The organism is Sporosarcina sp. ANT_H38, from assembly GCF_008369195.1.
Lineage (GTDB): Bacteria > Bacillota > Bacilli > Bacillales_A > Planococcaceae > Sporosarcina.
Window position 1 is genome coordinate 465,495 of record NZ_VOBC01000002.1, and the last position, 17,584, is coordinate 483,078.

10 protein-coding genes and 1 riboswitch are annotated in these 17,584 nt (G+C 39.1%); of the genes, 2 read left to right on the plus strand and 8 right to left on the minus strand.

All coding sequences use genetic code 11. The annotated features are described in order from the left end of the window. Positions 1–204: 204 nt before the first annotated feature. Positions 205–1,518, plus strand: coding sequence for a short-chain fatty acid transporter (locus FQ087_RS14240; protein ID WP_149581248.1), 1,314 nt, complete (start codon positions 205–207; stop codon positions 1,516–1,518). A gap of 318 nt (positions 1,519–1,836) precedes the next feature. Here the strand turns inward: FQ087_RS14240 and FQ087_RS14245 are convergent, their stop codons facing one another. The 3 genes from FQ087_RS14245 to FQ087_RS14255 all read right to left on the minus strand — a co-directional run bounded on the left by FQ087_RS14245 (position 1,837) and on the right by FQ087_RS14255 (position 10,312). Further along, on the minus strand, positions 1,837–6,984 hold the full coding sequence (locus tag FQ087_RS14245) for an NPCBM/NEW2 domain-containing protein (RefSeq protein ID WP_188006760.1): 5,148 nt from the start codon (positions 6,982–6,984) through the stop codon (positions 1,837–1,839). A 124-nt stretch (positions 6,985–7,108) separates the two neighbouring features. Continuing rightward, a riboswitch (cyclic di-GMP riboswitch) is annotated at positions 7,109–7,192 on the minus strand. Between the two features lie 1,039 nt (positions 7,193–8,231). Continuing rightward, entirely contained in the window at positions 8,232–9,533 is a 1,302-nt protein-coding gene (locus tag FQ087_RS14250) for a glycosyltransferase family 2 protein (protein ID WP_149581250.1), read from the minus strand. After that, a complete protein-coding gene (locus FQ087_RS14255; RefSeq protein WP_149581251.1) occupies positions 9,530–10,312 on the minus strand; it encodes a hypothetical protein in 783 nt (260 codons plus the stop codon). The genes FQ087_RS14250 and FQ087_RS14255 overlap by 4 nt, the downstream gene beginning before the upstream one ends. A gap of 152 nt (positions 10,313–10,464) precedes the next feature. Between FQ087_RS14255 and FQ087_RS14260 the strand changes: the two genes are divergently transcribed. Then, entirely contained in the window at positions 10,465–11,346 is an 882-nt protein-coding gene (locus tag FQ087_RS14260; protein ID WP_149581252.1) for an SDR family oxidoreductase, read from the plus strand. Positions 11,347–11,503: 157 nt separating this feature from the next. Here FQ087_RS14260 and FQ087_RS14265 read toward each other — a convergent pair whose 3' ends face one another. The 5 genes from FQ087_RS14265 to FQ087_RS14280 all read right to left on the minus strand — a co-directional run bounded on the left by FQ087_RS14265 (position 11,504) and on the right by FQ087_RS14280 (position 17,457). Then, on the minus strand, positions 11,504–13,705 hold the full coding sequence (locus tag FQ087_RS14265; RefSeq protein WP_255452340.1) for a YhgE/Pip domain-containing protein: 2,202 nt from the start codon (positions 13,703–13,705) through the stop codon (positions 11,504–11,506). Positions 13,706–13,774: 69 nt separating this feature from the next. Continuing rightward, positions 13,775–14,344, minus strand: a complete 570-nt coding sequence (locus tag FQ087_RS14270) for a TetR/AcrR family transcriptional regulator (protein WP_149581253.1) — start codon at positions 14,342–14,344, stop codon at positions 13,775–13,777. A gap of 162 nt (positions 14,345–14,506) precedes the next feature. After that, positions 14,507–16,378 (minus strand): ribosomal protection-like ABC-F family protein, encoded by a 1,872-nt coding sequence (gene abc-f / locus FQ087_RS14275; RefSeq protein ID WP_149581254.1) that lies wholly within the window; start codon positions 16,376–16,378, stop codon positions 14,507–14,509. Between the two features lie 164 nt (positions 16,379–16,542). Continuing rightward, positions 16,543–16,665 (minus strand): RAxF-45 family protein, encoded by a 123-nt coding sequence (locus FQ087_RS23370; RefSeq protein WP_370456079.1) that lies wholly within the window; start codon positions 16,663–16,665, stop codon positions 16,543–16,545. A 54-nt stretch (positions 16,666–16,719) separates the two neighbouring features. Then, complete coding sequence (locus FQ087_RS14280; RefSeq protein ID WP_149581255.1) at positions 16,720–17,457, minus strand: class I SAM-dependent methyltransferase; 738 nt, start codon at positions 17,455–17,457, stop codon at positions 16,720–16,722. Between the last annotated feature and the right edge of the window lie 127 nt (positions 17,458–17,584).

Here is a 17,584-nt window from a genome sequence, read left to right on the forward strand (position 1 = left end):
TACTTTAAGTCTTCAAGGACACGAGAAGACTTAAAGTAGGGATCGAGAAAACTCTTAAGTACTAATATTAACTTCATTGCGGTTTAAATATTGCAGTATCGCTCCGTTTCATGACTTATATTGTAAAATTATGTTAATAACATATCGAATGAGTGGACCGCATACGATATGCTAAGGTGGGACAAGAGAAAAGGGGGATGTTTTGTGAAAGTATTAACTAGATGGTCGAACACGCTAATGGAGCGGTATTTACCGGATCCGTACATCTTCGTCGCAATTTTGACGTTGGTCGTGTTCTTGCTGGGTCTCGGTTTAACCGATTCTGGACCGCTCGATATGGTTAGGCATTGGGGAGATGGTTTCTGGGGGCTTCTCGCATTTACAATGCAAATGGTTATTGTTCTTGTAGCAGGACATGTGTTAGCAAATAGTCCGATATTCAAGAAGTTATTAAGCACGGTAGCGGGTTTCGCGAAATCACCAGGTTCTGCAATTCTTCTAGTTTCAGTTGTATCGCTGATTGCTTGTTGGATTAACTGGGGCTTCGGTCTCGTTATCGGTGCACTTTTCGCAAAAGAGATTGCACGCAAAGTAACAACGGTCGACTACCGGCTCTTAATTGCAAGCGCTTACTCAGGTATGATTGTTTGGCACGGTGGACTAGGTGGGTCGATTCCACTTTCAATCGCTACAGCGGATCACCCATTTGCAGGCATTATGGGTGTCGTTCCGACGTCAGAAACAATTTTTTCAAGCTATAACATAATTATTGTAGTCGCACTTATTATTTCAGTTCCAATTTTGAACCGCTTCATGATGCCAAAACCAGAAGATACGGTTACGGTCAATCCGAAGCTGCTGGAAGAACCTATTGAAATTGAAGAAGATACAGATCGTACACCAGCAAGCAAGCTAGAAAATAGTGTTACGCTTTCCATGCTGATTGGTGCGCTCGGTCTCGTATACTTAATACAGCATTTTGTTTTAAAAGGCTTTGATTTAAATTTGAATATCGTCAACTTGATATTCTTTACGCTCGGAATCATTTTCCACGGTACACCAAAACGATTCCTTGCAGCAGTGACAAATGCTGTGAAGACGGCAGGCGGTATCATTATCCAATTTCCATTCTATGCGGGAATAATGGGAATGATGGTTGCATCAGGGCTCGCGGGCGTCATGTCTGAATGGTTCGTTAGCATTTCGAATGAGCACACATTCCCACTCTTTACATTTTACGCGGCAGGACTTGTAAATTTTTTCGTACCTTCGGGTGGCGGACAATGGGCCGTGCAAGCTCCCATCATGTTGGAAGCGGCTCAAACACTTGGCGTCAGCTATTCAAAAACAGCAATGGCTATCGCATGGGGTGATGCTTGGACAAACATGATCCAGCCGTTTTGGGCATTACCTGCACTTGCAATCGCTGGGCTTCGCGCGAAGGATATTATGGGGTACTGTTTATTTGTTCTTATACTAAGCGGCATCGTCATTAGTATCGGATTGTTTTTCTTCTAAATTAATTCAAAGGGGGCGTCCTGCAAGTCGGTAATTATCGACTTACGGGACGCCCCCTTATTATGTTTATAGTAGAGTTCCTTGATGTTAGAAAGTTTCGTACCGATTATAAACCCGGATTGACCAATCATATATCCTTGAACACCGATTATAAATACCGATCGACCAATCATATATCATCACACACCGATCATAAACACGGATTGGCCAATCATATATCCTCGCCGACCGATCATATATCCTCACAAGTAACTCAACATACGTTCTTATTTGCATACATCATGGATTTTACACCATGATGTATGCTTCTAGAACACATTATTTATTAATAATCATATAAAGTAATTTGACTTCATTTTCATTAACATTAAAATTAATTTCTAGCGCGTAGTATCCTTGGCTTTCATTTGAAAGATCTATTGTAAACTTATCTACGTTTTGTGCAAAGTCATTCACGTCTACTATTATCACTTCTCCAGTATTCGTTTTTTTCAATCTCACTTCTTTAGGCAGTACTTTACTCCCGTTGACATCTATTACGATGTTCTCTATTTCGGCAACTGGTCCTCTTGCTTCTCCCACTGCGATTATTTGGGAATTGGCTGCTACGTTTTCCAATTTTCTTAATCCTTTAAGTGGAGAAAAATCGGTTACTTTGTTTCCATCAATATCTAGCTTAATTAAGTTCTTCGCATGCTCTAGCCCTTCAAGAGTAATAACTCGTCCCGTACGATTTGTTAAACTTGTGAGATTGTACATATCACCTAACGTTATGTTTCCAGTTAAACCTAACGTTGATTTTATAGACTGTTCTAAGTATTTATCTTTTATTGTTATAACAGAATCTAATACCACTTCAAGTAAAGCCTCTGTTGCTTGTTTTAATTCTTCTACCGCCTGATCTACTGCTGTTTGCGTTGCTTCTTTGTTAACTAAAAGTTCTTCTGCTTTTATAACACTTGATTCAAATGCTTGTACACTTTCTTCCGTGTATACCTCTGTATTAAGTGCTTTCGCAACTTCAATAGCCTGTTCTAAATTATTCTTGTAAACTCTTTCTGAATTTGCGTAATGTAATTTAGTATCTCCCCACGTTGCATGGTCTGAACCATTTCCATTTCCACCATCCGTTACAACTAACTTCAGCTCTTTCGCTCCGTTAGTATCAATTTCAATAAATTTTTGTGGGTCTCTCGAGTTCATTAATCCACTTTCAAATTTCTTTACTCCGTCAACATATACTTCGAAGGTTACGGAACCAATAGAACCATGCATTTGTCTATCCACACCGACAAATGACGTAAAGTAATCCGCTTTCTTATCAGTCAAATCATACACAATCGTAGTGTTAGAATGTGCTCCAATCCCTTTTTCATAAGAGACTTCATTTCCAAGTTCGTCATTCAATCTTAATGTTTTCCAACTGATAGATTGATTTTTTAAAGGAGCAGCGTAACTGTTTTGCGTAGACTTCCAGTCAAAGTCAGATAGATAGTTGTAATCTTCCATATCGACGACGGCTATTGTTCGGGTCTTAATAACTTCATTTCCATCACTATCTACTACTTTATAATTTATGTTGTACTTACCAGCTCGCTCAAAGTTCACCTGATTTTCTCCAGTTACTTCTACATGAGAAGTTAGGTCTCCATCTTCCGCATCTATTGCTGAATAAGCTTCTATTACTTTGATTTCTTGTCCTACCTTAGTTGACACAGATTTCGGAATCGTAAGTTCAGGTGCATTGTTAAATAATAGAAACGCGGCATTCCCAAAACTTCCGTGATCCGAGGAAATTCCGTTACCTGCATTATCTATAACAAGTTTTAATTGACTTACATCTTTAACCGGAATTCTAATAAGTTTTGCAGCTGTATTATATTTCATAATCCCACTGTTATAAACTTCTTTACCATCCGCTAAAACTTTAAATATTATACTTGAATTGGTTTGTTCCGCTATATTTCTATCAACACCTATATACGTTTCCAAGTATTCGTAGTTAGAATTTGTTAGGTTATAAACAATTTCAGCATTTGCATGTGTACCAATGCCTTTATCAAATTCTTTTACTTCCCCATTGACTAGTAATTTAATCGTACTATTCGTACTCGATTTGTCTTTACCAACAGTACCGTGATCAGTTCTTGCTGATTCCCAAGGTATGTCACTCACATATTTAGAGGCACTGTACACAGCGATTCTTCTTGTCTTCATCACTTCATTTCCATCACTATCAGTGACCGAATACTCTATATTGTAAGTGCCTGTTTTGTTGACAGTGAATCCATTTTCCTTTACTTTAATATGCTCTTTTAAGTTACCATCTTCTGCATCAAATGCTTGTACATCCTTCAGCATATCAAACTCACTATTCAGTTTAACTGCTGTAATTTCTTCAGGTATCGTTAATGAAGGCTTACTAGAGTTTTTAACAAACTTAGCATCTGCCCACACTGTATGATCTGATTCGTTTCCATTATTATTTGCATCTGTCGTTACAAGTTTAATTTCTTTTGCACCAGTTACAGGGATTTTCACAAATTCATGCAATGTGTTTGCTTGGAAAACATCACTACCAAATTTCTTTTCTCCATCTATCCACACTTCAAATGTTGCTGATGATTTTTTTCCTTTCATCGACTGATCAATTCCAATATAGCTTTCAAAGAAATCATAACCTTCGCCTTCAATATCATAGACTACTTCCGAATTGGCATGTACACCAATCCCTTTAGCGTAGCTTGCAGCTACTCCTTGTCTAAGAAGCGTAATCGTTCCCCCGGCTGGTGCTTTATCTTTCTTTAAATCAGCCCAGCCAACACTTGCTAATTTGGAACTCTTGTCGGAAATATATGCGTAATCACTTACTACCGTAACTTTCGTTGTTTTTATTTCTTTTATATCTTCATTTATTACTTCATATACAACTTCATAGTTTCCTTTTTTCGCCACATCTACGTCGGTAGATTTCACAATTACGTCTTGCGTAATATCTTCCCCTTGATACGTAATTGCTTTTACATAGTCCATTGGGTCAAACGCTTGGTGTAATTTTAGCGTCACATGCTCTTCAACAGATAATACTGGTCTGAATGAATTAATTTCTACTGGTTTTAGTGCATTTAGTTTTTTATCATATACAACAACTTGATAGGTGTAGTTCTTGTTTGTATCTATATCTTTATCTATAAAACTGTTAGAAGAAGTGAACCCTACAATTTCCCCATTTCTTACTATTTCATAACCTAAAAAGTCTTCTCTATAACTCTTGTCTAGTGTAAAACTTAACGTGTTGTTTTTATTTCCTGCATTAGAAACTAAGTTAACACCAACCGAAGCATTTTTATCTGCTATTCCATTTCCTTTATACCCTACTACAGAGTCATTTAAATACCATAATTTGTCCGGCTTCGGATACTTGCTAGTCTTCTCTCTTGTTTCTTTGTTAACCATAAAACCATGTCTAGCAAAATGTTCGCTTAAATCTATTCCTAGCACTTCAGAGGAGAATTCAACTAAATATTGTTGTTTAGAGCTATCTCCATCTATAAGCTGTATATTTTTCTCTCTATATACTCTGTTTAATTTCCCCCAGTATCCTGGACTATACAATTCTATTTGCCAATAAACACCCAATTTTTCAAAAAATCCTTGATTACTATAATCTTTCAGGTTTTCTTTTAGTACATTTTTATATATGTTATCTTCATATGGTATTCTCATATCTGTTTTGTTATAAAAAGTAGACATATATTGTGGTAGCATGTTATTCGTAGTTTCACCATATAATCTAGCATTTACATCCATTTTATGGCCTATCTCGTGGGTTAAGCCCCATGATGGTCCTCTAACTTCAAACGGGATTAAGTGGTTAGCCATAACGTCATCTAACGTTCCGATATGATCACCCGCGGCGTACATATAGGCATAGGGTTGTGCAAGTCTTACGCTTTCTCTTATATATTTAGGGTCATGAACTTCGCTACTTGCATCTAAACCATAATATCTAAAAAGCTCTTTCATATGAATATTGTAAGACTTAATTGTTTCTAATGGACTATAGCCATCTTCTATATATGTTTTGTAGGCACCAGTTGCTGTACCCGTCCACATAATATGATCACTCACGAATTCGAAAACATCTAGTACTTCTCTCTCTTCAACAATTGGGTGTTGCGCTATATCTTCATCTAATTTTTTCTTATAATCTATTAAGAATGATTTGAACTCTTTAAGGTCCGTATTTGCAGTTGCAAATGGTATTTTCGCGGCACCTTCAAATCGCAGTACCGGAGCTTTCCCTTGTTCTTCTTCAGTATATGGATTAATAATATATATACTTCCACCAGGTGTTACAGCTTTTTTATACCAGCCATCTTTTGCGATTGCAGGTACTGTTATTATATTTTTACCAGCAACTAGATTAACATCTTTTCTCCAGCTTGACCAAGCACCTTCTTGTTGAGCAAAAGATAACTTAGGTAATGGGCCTTTGGTGTTTGCATCAACATATACAGTTATTTTATCTCCTGGCTGAGCTGCAAATCCTGTTGGTTGAAGATTGTTGCCAAAACCAAATTTTAATTTTTGATTTGCATGTTTCACCATATCCCCACGCTGTTCCGCTACAACAAGCGTTCCCTCTGTTTCGACTTTTCCACTTACTACAGCCCTAGCTAAATCTAAAATCTCTTTCAATTTAGATTCATACAAAGGATGGGTATTTGCTTCTATTTCTAGGGTATTTATCTTTTCTATGCTGTTATACGAATCGATGACTTTGCTCATTGTACCGTCTGTAAATAAGCTTTCTATTTTATCTGATACAGCATCTTCTTTGTAGAATATTAACTCTGAAGCACTTGCCCAGTCTTGATTTGCTTTTGTAAAGACAAATTTTATTCTCTTAAATTCTGTAGGCGCAAATTGGATTTCAACTACATCTCCTGTTGAACCTTTATATTCTCCAGAAGACACTAACTGGAAATCACCATCATCAGTAGTTGAGCTATATATTTCAAATTCTTGCGCAAAGCCCTTTCCTTTAGCACTTGATTGTCTGGCTGCATACACAATTCGATTTAATTGCGTAGTTTTATCAAAATGAACGATTACCTCATTTTTAAAATCTGAAGTATTCGGTTTACCAGTCTCCCAATGTGTATTAAGATTTCCATCTATTGCATACTCAATAAAAGAATTTGCATATCTTCCACCATTACCGGTAATCGACTTTATTGTGGATTTATCTATTTTAAATACTTGATTATAAGAATTAATAATTTCATCTTCATATAAATCAAATTTACTAACCTTTGCCTTATTCCTTTCGCTATCCCCACCTTCTATTGCATTTGTCACCTCATTCTCAATTTTCACTTCTTGCGCTAGAACTGTAACTGGTCCACTCAACATGTTAAAAATTAGTGTGGCGGATAGTATAATCGCCATAAACTTAGTCATCATTTTCCCTCCCGATCTATGATTTATTTAAAAAAAGGCACAAAAAAACTACTCCCTCAGAGTAGATTCGATTTGTGTGAGGTAAAGTTAAAAACCTCACATAAACAAAAAGTAAAATTCACTCTTTGGCAACTGGCTGACATAGTTATAAACCTTAGTCCCTTTAGCTTTGCGTCCCTACATTTCTATAGGTTTGCCTATTTAGTTTTAGTTTTTTTATAATATTAACACAATACGACATATTTCCACATGAATCATTTATACCCCTAAAGAATCAGGACCTTTGAACAACGTTATGTAAAATTTTTAACATAGTTCCACATATATTATCTTATGATATATGTAGAAACCTCCATTTCAGCAATCATAAGTCGGAAAGAGAAAGAGCATTTCTATAATTTACATTTAAACTTAATAGAACAAAAGCTGAGACTTCTTCGATAATTGCGAGAAAGGACACTGATGCATCTCTGTTCCCATTAGTAAACCTAACTTGTGATATTCGGCTAGGTTGTAACAGAAAAAGCATATATAACTCTATTACTTCCATAAAAAACTTTAATAATTAAACACGTCTGTTGATTAATCAAAAATAGCCAGTAATTAACTTAATCCCCCGGCCGCACTTGTATAGTTGCGCATTGGGATCACTTTGGATTGAATGACTTCTAGTACGATTACCGAGATGTCTGGATGTGTAGGAATGCGACTTTGTCGCATCCCTACACATTTTTTTCGTTAATCGTATGGTTGTCTTTCATCCGTCGCGCTCCAAATGCTTAAGTACACAGAGTGCTGAAGATTTTTGAGACGAAAGAATAGCTGACTTCTTACCGAGAGAAAAGCCGCCAAAGATGCAATTTTGGCGGCTGATGCTTTCTCTATGGTTTTTTCTTACTTATTTTAAAGGAGTGTCACTTTCTATAAGGCATTACATGATCTTTGCTAAAAGTAAGCAAGGAAAGCATTGTACAACGTGCAAGAGTGCCCGAATTTGCATCTTCGGCCACTTACACTCTTCATAGAATGTCATCTATTCTTTTCTTCCGAAACAACTGCATTTTTCACTTGTACATTGTTGGAACCCGACAGGCAAATATTCACAACCGGATTACTAAAGAGGAATGAATTGCAATTCCTCCTTAAATCTGTCATGAATAGTTAGCCGAAAGCGGTCCGAAAATAGGCCAGTGAAAATGGAGGTTATCAAGCCCTTACTCGGACATCCTCTGTCCAAGTAACTCGTTTTATTTAGACTTAAATCTCTCTGTCTTGTCCCAACCAATTATTTGGCGATTTTTCTTAGCTTTTATATAAAAAATCAAACTGCGTACGAACAAATAGGAAAATAGCTGCGCGTACGTAAAGTACATAATGACACTGACAAAAATATTAACTGGCGAAAAGGTTCTTTGACTCGCCTGTGCCGCAAATAACTGCGCTGTATACACAATATAGGCAAGATACCAGATGAATAAGAGCGGATAAGTGTATTCGATAAAAAAGACATCAAGAATTCCCAATACAAACCATACATACGAAAAAACAAGAAAAAACCAGAAAATGACGTAAACAAGCAGCTGGTGAATGGAATGAACGAGCAGCTTCCCTTTGAAATAGCCTGGTTCTGTAAGCGTTTTTTCTACTATGTATAAGTTCCCTTGCAGCCATCTTGTCCTTTGTTTCAAGTAGACTCCAAGCGTTTCAGGCTCTTGTTCCCACGTGATTGACTCTGGAACAATCGGCAAATAATACCCTTTTTGTGTAATACGCAATGTCAATTCTGCATCTTCCGCAATAGCGTATGGATCGTATCCTCCAAGTTCTTCTATGACCGATCTTTTCACAAGCATGTTCGTGCCAGTAAGTGATCCTGTTTTGAACAGTTGCCACCTTCCCGATTGCATAAGTAGTTGAAACACTTGAAATTCAATAGATATCATTCTCGTTAGCCAGCTTGCTGATTCGTTCATCGTCCGTACATATCCGACGGCTCCGCCTGCCCGTTCCTGTGTTTCTGCAATAGCAACCAACTTTACAAGCGCGTGCCGTTCTGGTTGATTGTCCGCATCATACACACAATAATATTTGTTTTCCGAAATACTTAGTCCATAATTAAGGACCCTCGATTTTCCACGTGGTTCTCCTGGAGGTACTTTTATATGGTGGACGTTTTTAAAGGTATTTGCAAACGCATCCGCGATTTCAGCTGTATTATCAGATGAGTTATCATTCAATATATAAATTTGCAGAATACCTGGATAATCGATTGCTACCATCGCTTCTATTGTGTCCTTAATGACGACTCCTTCATTGTGTGCTGGAATTAAAATATCTACACCAGGATAAAAGTCCAATACTGGGACTTTTTTGTGTGTAATCCTGCTATACAATCCAGCAATCGTTAAAATAGAATAGTATAGGAGCAATACTAAAAAAAGGGCTGTCGTAAAAAACAGTAACATTCTAACATTGAATATTACTGCGATAACAAGCAGAGTGAGAAACAGAACAAAACTCAGAATTAGAACCCCAATCCGGCCTGTCATGTGACCACCACCGATTCACGTAAGGTCTTATCTCCCTCAATTTTCATTACGGTCCACCTGATTTTCTCGACCGCATTTTCTTCCAGGCGTTCTACCAAGAGCTTTTCAAGCCGCCCCCTTACAATCTCAAGGCCCTTTTCTTCAGTATTTTGAACCAGAACTATGAGCGTTGAATCATTATATTGACCGACAATGTCGTAGTTTTTCCGAAACACCGCATACATCATACTAGCTAGAGTATGCATGACTTTTTTCCGAACAGTCCGATTCACATCACTTAAATCTGCTTTTAAATAGAAGCCTATTTCATTACGACGGCTCATATTAGCTAGTATAAGTACCGCCTGTTTCTCAAATTCACGCTTTGTTAAGACGCCCTCTTCTAAAATATATTCTTCTAACTGGCTAATGCGTTTTTTCAATAGCCTGTTCTCCGCACCAATCTGATAGACATATTTCGATAAGCTATAAAGCGAAAATAAATGAATCAAGAAAATGAAATGCAGACCGATTGCCAGTGCCTGTTCACCTGGCTGCCAGCTATTTTTGAATGCTAGGAAGAGAAAATAGAATACGGTCACAAGTATTAATGTGATATAAAAGAAAAACGCAGCTCTGTCCGACACACCAAAAAATAATAATGCCAGAAAACCGAATCCTAAATAGTAATAGAGTGGTACCTCGTTGTAGGTAATGACCAAGACGACAAGTATCGATACAAGCCAACTGACCGAGGCAATCGGCAGTTTTATCCGGTCCCAAACCTTTCGTTTTTTCAATAACATCACCTTCCTTACTAGTTTTCCATTCCATCTGTCAGGATAAAAAAACTATATACTACTTTTTTTATAGATTAATCTATTTGTTTATAGTCGTCAATTCAGGGAATAATCTCTTTATACAAATAATAAACCAAATAGGAGGAAGTCACATGACAAAAGATAAATATGAAAAAATTGATAAACAGGTGCCAGGGCAAACACAGAATCAGCAACCTGGTGTAGAGGCGGAAATGAATCCTGCACCGATTTATGATGATAAAAATTATGTAGGCTCAGGAAAATTGAAAGGAAAAAACACTTTGATAACAGGCGGAGATAGCGGTATCGGTCGCGCAGTAGCTGTCGCTTTTGCAAAGGAAGGTGCGAATGTAGCGATTGCATATTTGAGTGAACAGGAGGATATCGATGCAGCTAAAACAGTGGAACTCATTGAAGGTTATGGTGGAAAAGCGCTGAAAATTCGTATCGATATAAGTGAGGAAGAACATTGTGAGCAATTGGTTGACAAGGTTATTGATGAATTCGGCAGTTTGAATGTCCTCGTCAACAATGCCGCAAAACAATTCCCACAAAAAGATATCTCCCTGATTTCATCCGACCAGCTTCGGGAAACATTCGACACGAATTTCTTCGGTTTATTTTATATGTCTAAGGCGGCTTTGAATCATATGACAAAAGGCGATACCATCGTCAACACTTCGTCCGTCACAGCTTATAACGGCTCAAAAGAATTGCTCGATTACTCTGCGACAAAAGGAGCCATTACTTCCTTTACACGTTCTCTCGCACTGAACTTGGCCGAAAAAGGGATACGTGTCAATGCCGTTGCCCCTGGCCCGATTTGGACACCGCTCATCCCAGCAACATTTGATAAGGAAAAGGTTAAACAGCACGGTGCGGATACGCCGGTTAAACGTCGAGGCCAACCTGCTGAAAATGCACCGGCCTATGTGTTTCTCGCTTCAAGTGATTCCAGCTATATGACCGGCCAGACGATACATGTTGATGGTGGCGGTTTCGTAGGATCTTGAACGAATTTGACAACCCCTTAGAGACAATTTCTCTGAGGGGTTTTTCCCTTATGTTGTTTACTTTCCTCCAAACAATTGTACTCATAGCTGTCAACCGAAAAACCAACAAAATAGCCCCTCTAGACGGAATTTCTTCCGTCTAGAGGGGCTATTTTAATTATGCTTCCACTGTTTCTTTTGAATACCTCTTTTTGTAAATCAGTGCGAAGTATCCGAATGTAATCGCAAGGAATGCGACCATGAATCCGATAAGAATACCGTTGTTCATCCAAAGGAACGACATATTACCTGTTGAGATGGCGGCTTTAAATGCTTGAACGGAATACGTCATCGGCAGTAATGTGTTGAAAATTTGCAGTGGTGCTGGTATTAATTCAAGTGGGAATGTCCCTGCACTTGTCGTCAATTGCAAAATAAGGACAAGAATTGCTACGAATCGTCCTGCGTCCTTAAGAATGGACACGCACATCTGTACAAGTGCAATGAATGTGTAACTCGTGATGATTGCAGTCAAGATGAATAACGGTGTATTCACTGTTTCCATTCCGAGTGCAAACTTGACAACCCCCGCTGCGATAAGCGCCTGCAATAGACCTACGATTGCCAACACAGAAACTTTACTTGCAAACCATCCGAATGCCCCTGTAGGCTTAATAGCCGGCTCTACTAGCGGGAAGACGATGGAAAGAAGAAGTGCACCAACAAATAGTCCAAGAGATAAGAAGTATGGTGCAAAACCGGTACCGTAGTTTGGTACATGGTTAATGCCGTCCTTCTCGACATCGACAGGTGCTCCGACCATGCCATATGTTTTATCTGTAGGATTCACTTCACTTGCTGTTGCATTTGCTTCCGCAAGTTTTTCTTGCAGCGTCAGCGTACCTTCATCAAGTTCTACTATGCCGTCTGCCAATGTTGCTGATCCATCAGCGAGTTCTTGCGATTTAGATGCAAGTGTATCTGTTCCGGTTTTCAAAGTGCCCGATCCTTCTGTTAATGAAGCAAGACCGGAGGCCAGATCAGATGATCCTTTCTCTGCCGTATTCACGCCTTTCGAAAGTTGAGCAATTCCAGATGAAAGTTCTCCATTACCCGATGCTAGAGCATTTGCCCCTTCGCGAAGGTCTGTAGATGAACCATTCAATTTCTGTAATCCTGCCATAGCCTGGTTATGCGCGCCTGCAAGTTGACCTGCAGCACCATTTAACTCAGCAGTACCTGCCGACAATGCACCTGTACCAGCAGTAAGTTGCTGCATTCCCCCTGATAGCTCAGCACTTCCTTGTTTCACTTGGCTCAGTGCTGCATTTAACCCTGCTTGTTGTTCCTCCGTCAGTGTTGCAAGTACCGGAGCAAGACTTGCTGAAAGCTGATCAATTCCAGCTCCTAAGTTTGTAGATCCTTTTGCAAGTTGGCCGGCAGCTGTATTTAATTCAGCTGTTTTTTCTTTCACTGTACTTACTGCACCATCAAACTCTTTTTCTTTCTGGGCAATTTGTCCATAACTCACTGTTAATTGGCCGACACCTTCTGTATATTGAGCGATGCCATCTTTCAGCCCACTAGCGCCTGCTGATGCCTTTTGCGCTCCTGTAAGAAGATCTTTTGATCCTTGCGATAAAGTACCAAGTCCTTTATTCAACTCATTAGCACCCTTAGCAGCATCGCTCGCTCCTTGTGCAAGTTTCTGTGAACCATCCGCAAGTGTAATTGTGCTGCTTGCCAATGTTTCAAGATACCCTTTTAATTCATCTGCGCCAGATGATAATTTTGTGGCACCGTCATGTAATTCACCGGCACCGTCCGCCGCTTCACCAAACCCATCGCCCATTTCCGTGATGGAATCAAAGATTTTTTCTGCATACGTTGTAGCAACTTGTTCATTCACTTCTGCACGAATCCGGTCCATCGCCGTTTCTCCGATTTGAGCAGAAAGGAAGTTGAACCCTTCATTTGGCTTGTAGACAATTGTTAATTTCTCCGGTTCATCATCCAAAAGTGTAGTTGCGTGTTCAGAAAAGTTTTCTGGTATTTCAATTACGACATAATAATCTTCATTTCCAAGCCCTTTTTCTGCATCTGATTTTGATACTTTCTTAAAATCAAACTGCTTACTGTCAATTAATTTATCAGTTAGTTCTTTCCCGAGTGCTAGCTTCTCGCCATCCATTTCAGCCCCATTATCAAGGTCAACGATTGCGACAGGCAAATCACTCATATTGGCATACGGATTCCAAAACGCCCATAAGAACATACCTGCATAAAGAACGGGAATAAATAGAATAGCAATCATTGGAACGATCAATTTTTTTGAACGTAAGACCAGTTTCCATTCTGCCCATGTCATCGATTTTTTCATTTAGTTACTTCCTCCTGTACTGGTTGACCACTTTCCTCAAGTGGTCATTTTTGAATAAAAAATGAAGTCTCAAATTAAGAGACTTTTAAAAATGGTCCCATTTAGTAAAGCGGCGATACGCTCTTCAGATAGCTCTTCATCGTGGGTTTTAGTCCAGTCCGAGACAAGTGCGAGGTATGCTTTAAATAACATATATGCAACAAGTTCAGTATCGCAAGGCTTTACTTCACCTTTGGCAATTCCCTTTTCGATCTTCTCTTTTACATAAAAAACGATTTCTTTTTCAATTGCCTGCAGCACTTCACCAACAGCAGGTGTACGAAGTTCTTTTTCTTCATCTATTAACTTCGCATACAATTGATGTGTTCCGCGGAATTTGAGCATTTGCATCAGCCTGGCATGCGCATTTTGTTCGAATGGCGCACCCTCAACAGAAACAGCATCTGCTTCCGCCCGCATTTCGTTAATCATTTTCACCACAATTGCATTGAATAGTTCTTCTTTATTGGCGAAAAACGTATAGATTGTTCCTTTGCCGACATTCGCAATTTTCGCGACCTGATCCATCGTCGTCGCTTTATAGCCGAACAGTGAAAATGATTTTGCTGCTGCCTCCAAAATTTCCTGCCTGCGGTCCATTTCTCCACCTCACTTTGAATGGATTATCCGAATGACCCAAAAACAACTTTAGTCATCTGGTCATTATATTACTCCGACTGAATAAATTTTGCAAGGTTTTTCTTCCCATTGAAAAAAGTCTGCGAAAGGATTAATCCCTACGCAGACAGTGTACTCCATTTCCTATTCTAGCTCACTCATCCACATTCCATAGTAAGACTCTAACTCTTGTTTCATCACGGCCACTTCAGCCATGATTGATTCATATTTCATCCAATCCATTTCAACTTCCGCTTCTTTTTCCATTTTATCTATTGCTTGTTCTAATCTCGCTATTTCTTCTTCCAAGTTAATAGGTACTACTATTTCCGCTTTTTCTATCGTCGGTTTTTTTATCGCAATGGGTTCAGGCACTCCGACTACCTTGTGACTTTGAAGCTCCTGCCACTTGTCACGCGCCCAATTGTAAGGTCCTTCAAACGTCGTCATAATTCCGTCTTCCAACCATGCAGTGCGGGAGAATAATTTATTCAAGAAATAACGATCATGCGATACGGCAACAATTGTGCCTGTAAAGTCTTCCAGTGCCTCTTCAAGTACTTCTCTTGACTCAATATCCAAATGATTTGTCGGCTCATCTAGCACAAGGAAATTAACATCCTGGTACATGAGTTGAACCAGACGGAGGCGCATTCTTTCTCCACCACTTAAGTCTCCAATTCGTTTAAACACATCTGGACCGTAAAACATAAACTTCGCTAATATATGTCGGGCTTCCCCTTCAGCAATATTTACTTCATCACGAAAGACATCTATCAAACGCGCCTTCGGGTCCTTGATATCAAAGTGCTGCGACAAAAACCCTATCTTCACGCTACTTCCTATTTTACTCAATCCAGTGTCAACCGGAAGTTCGCCTAAAAGAATTCTAAGTACGGTTGATTTCCCGCATCCATTCCGACCGACAATCGCTGTCCGATCCTTCCAATACACATGGAAGTCGGCCCCCTTCAATAGCTCCTGTTGACCAAATGATTTCGTGATTCCTTCCATAATAACAACTTCCTTACCACTCCGCGGTGCAGCTTCAAACGATAAGGTCATTTTCTTCGGATCGATAAGTGGCTTCCTTACTTTTTCCATCCGTTCTAGAGCCCGTTCCATATTGCGCGCTCGCCTGTGCAATCCTGGATTTGGAGGATTGGCTTCATTTGCCCATTGCCGTAGCCGTTTAATCGATTCTCTCATTTTTCTTATTTTCTTTTGTTGTTCTTCGTAATCCTGGAATTCCCTCATGAGACGCTCTTCTTTTTCTAGTATAAAGGCGGAATAGTTCCCGTGATAAAGATGAATTTCCCCTTCTTCAAGATCCGCAACCTTCGTCACAACACAATCCAAAAAGTAGCGGTCATGCGAAATAATGATAACTGTTCCCGAGTAATCCGTTAAATACGCTTCCAACCATTCTACTGCAAATAAGTCCAAGTGATTCGTCGGTTCATCTAATAACAGCAAATCAGGTTTCGTCAATAATAGCTTCCCGAGCATAATCTTCGTCTGTTCGCCACCGCTCAATTGTCCAAAAGAACGTCCGACAAATGGTTTTAGTTGCAATCCATTGATGACTTTCTCGATTTCCGAATCTACGGCATAGCCATCACGACGAGCAAATTCTTCCTGCAAATCTCCATAAATTCGAAGCAATTTGTCCATATCAGCATTACCAGCAATCGCCAGCTCCGTCTCTAACTCCGACATTCTCGCCTGCATTTCCCTTAGTTCTCCAAATGCACTGTTTAGCACATCATAGCCAGTCGTTTCTTTTTCAAATAAAGGGATTTGCGCTAAGTAACCTATTTTCGTTCCTTTTTTAAAATGAATTGCTCCACTATCCGGTTGCTCAGCTCCGGAAATCAACTTAAATAACGTTGTTTTCCCACTGCCATTCCGCCCGACAACGCCTAATTTATCACCTGTTTTAATTTCCAAAGAAAGATTTTCAAAAATCATATTCCCACCGAGCATTTTGCTTATTAGTTGAATTGTACATATCATTATTTTCCGCTTCCCCTCGTTCTGTTTTCACAACTGGAAGCATCCTTAAGAAAAGCGCAGAGTGCATGCTTAGATCTGAGTCTAAGCAACACAAAAAGACCGCGTGTAAGCGGCCTTCCCTCTTGAAAATAATCGTAAGGAATGCATGCTAAACAGCTGTGTGATTACTGAAATTGTCTAAAAAAGGACAGACTTATCCCGTCGACTGCAATTTCATGAGTAATCGCACATGAAGTAGCTAAATATTCCAATAGACTTTCACGTGCATACACAGTGTCTAACATCATTCCTCACCTCCGTTCGTTTAATGTAAGAATAGTTTAACACAACTATCCATCAATTCACACTATTTTTTTAGCCGAAATCATCAAAAACATAGGCCTACGGTTTTCATCTTCCATTGCCGCATCATTCTTCAACATTTCTTCTGAAGGTATAGATTCCTTAATAACTTCCAAAACAAATCCAGCATTAATCAAGTCATTCATATAGGTTGAAATTGTGCGATGATATTTAATAACATTTTCCGCCAAAAATGAAGTTTGTCGTACTCCCTCCGCCTGATAATTATCTACGGGCCAATGCAGACGGTTCCCTTGATCATCAAGATACCAATCTTGTTCATGTCGAGAGGTGAATATGGGATGTTCAACTGAGAAAATGAAAGTGCCATCTGGCTTCAAATAGTCATATACCTTTTTGCAGATACCCTCAAATGATTCAATGTAATGGAAAGCCAACGAACTGATCACTACATCAAATTGTGAAGCTGAAAACTCGATGTCTTCAATAGGAAGTTGCAAATAGGTAATTTTAGGATCATCTGTTAGTTCACTAGCCTGTTGAAGCATTTTTTCAGATATATCGACTCCTACCACTGAACTTGCTTGTTGTTCACGGGCAAATCGACAATGCCAACCAAAGCCGCACCCTAAATCAAGTACCGTTTTATGCCGTAAGTCGGGTAATAATGATTTAAATATATGCCATTCTCCTGCACCTTCGAGTCCTTTGATTGAACGTGCCATATGTTTATATGCAGAAAAGAAATCTAGTTCATCATATTTGTTTTGTTTCATCCAAAATCCCTCCTACACATCATCTTTAGATAATTTTAACACGTCTGTTGATTAAACATATATTTGCATAAAATACTGGTGAGAAGGGTTTGATAACCCCTATTTTCACTGGACTATTTTCGGACCG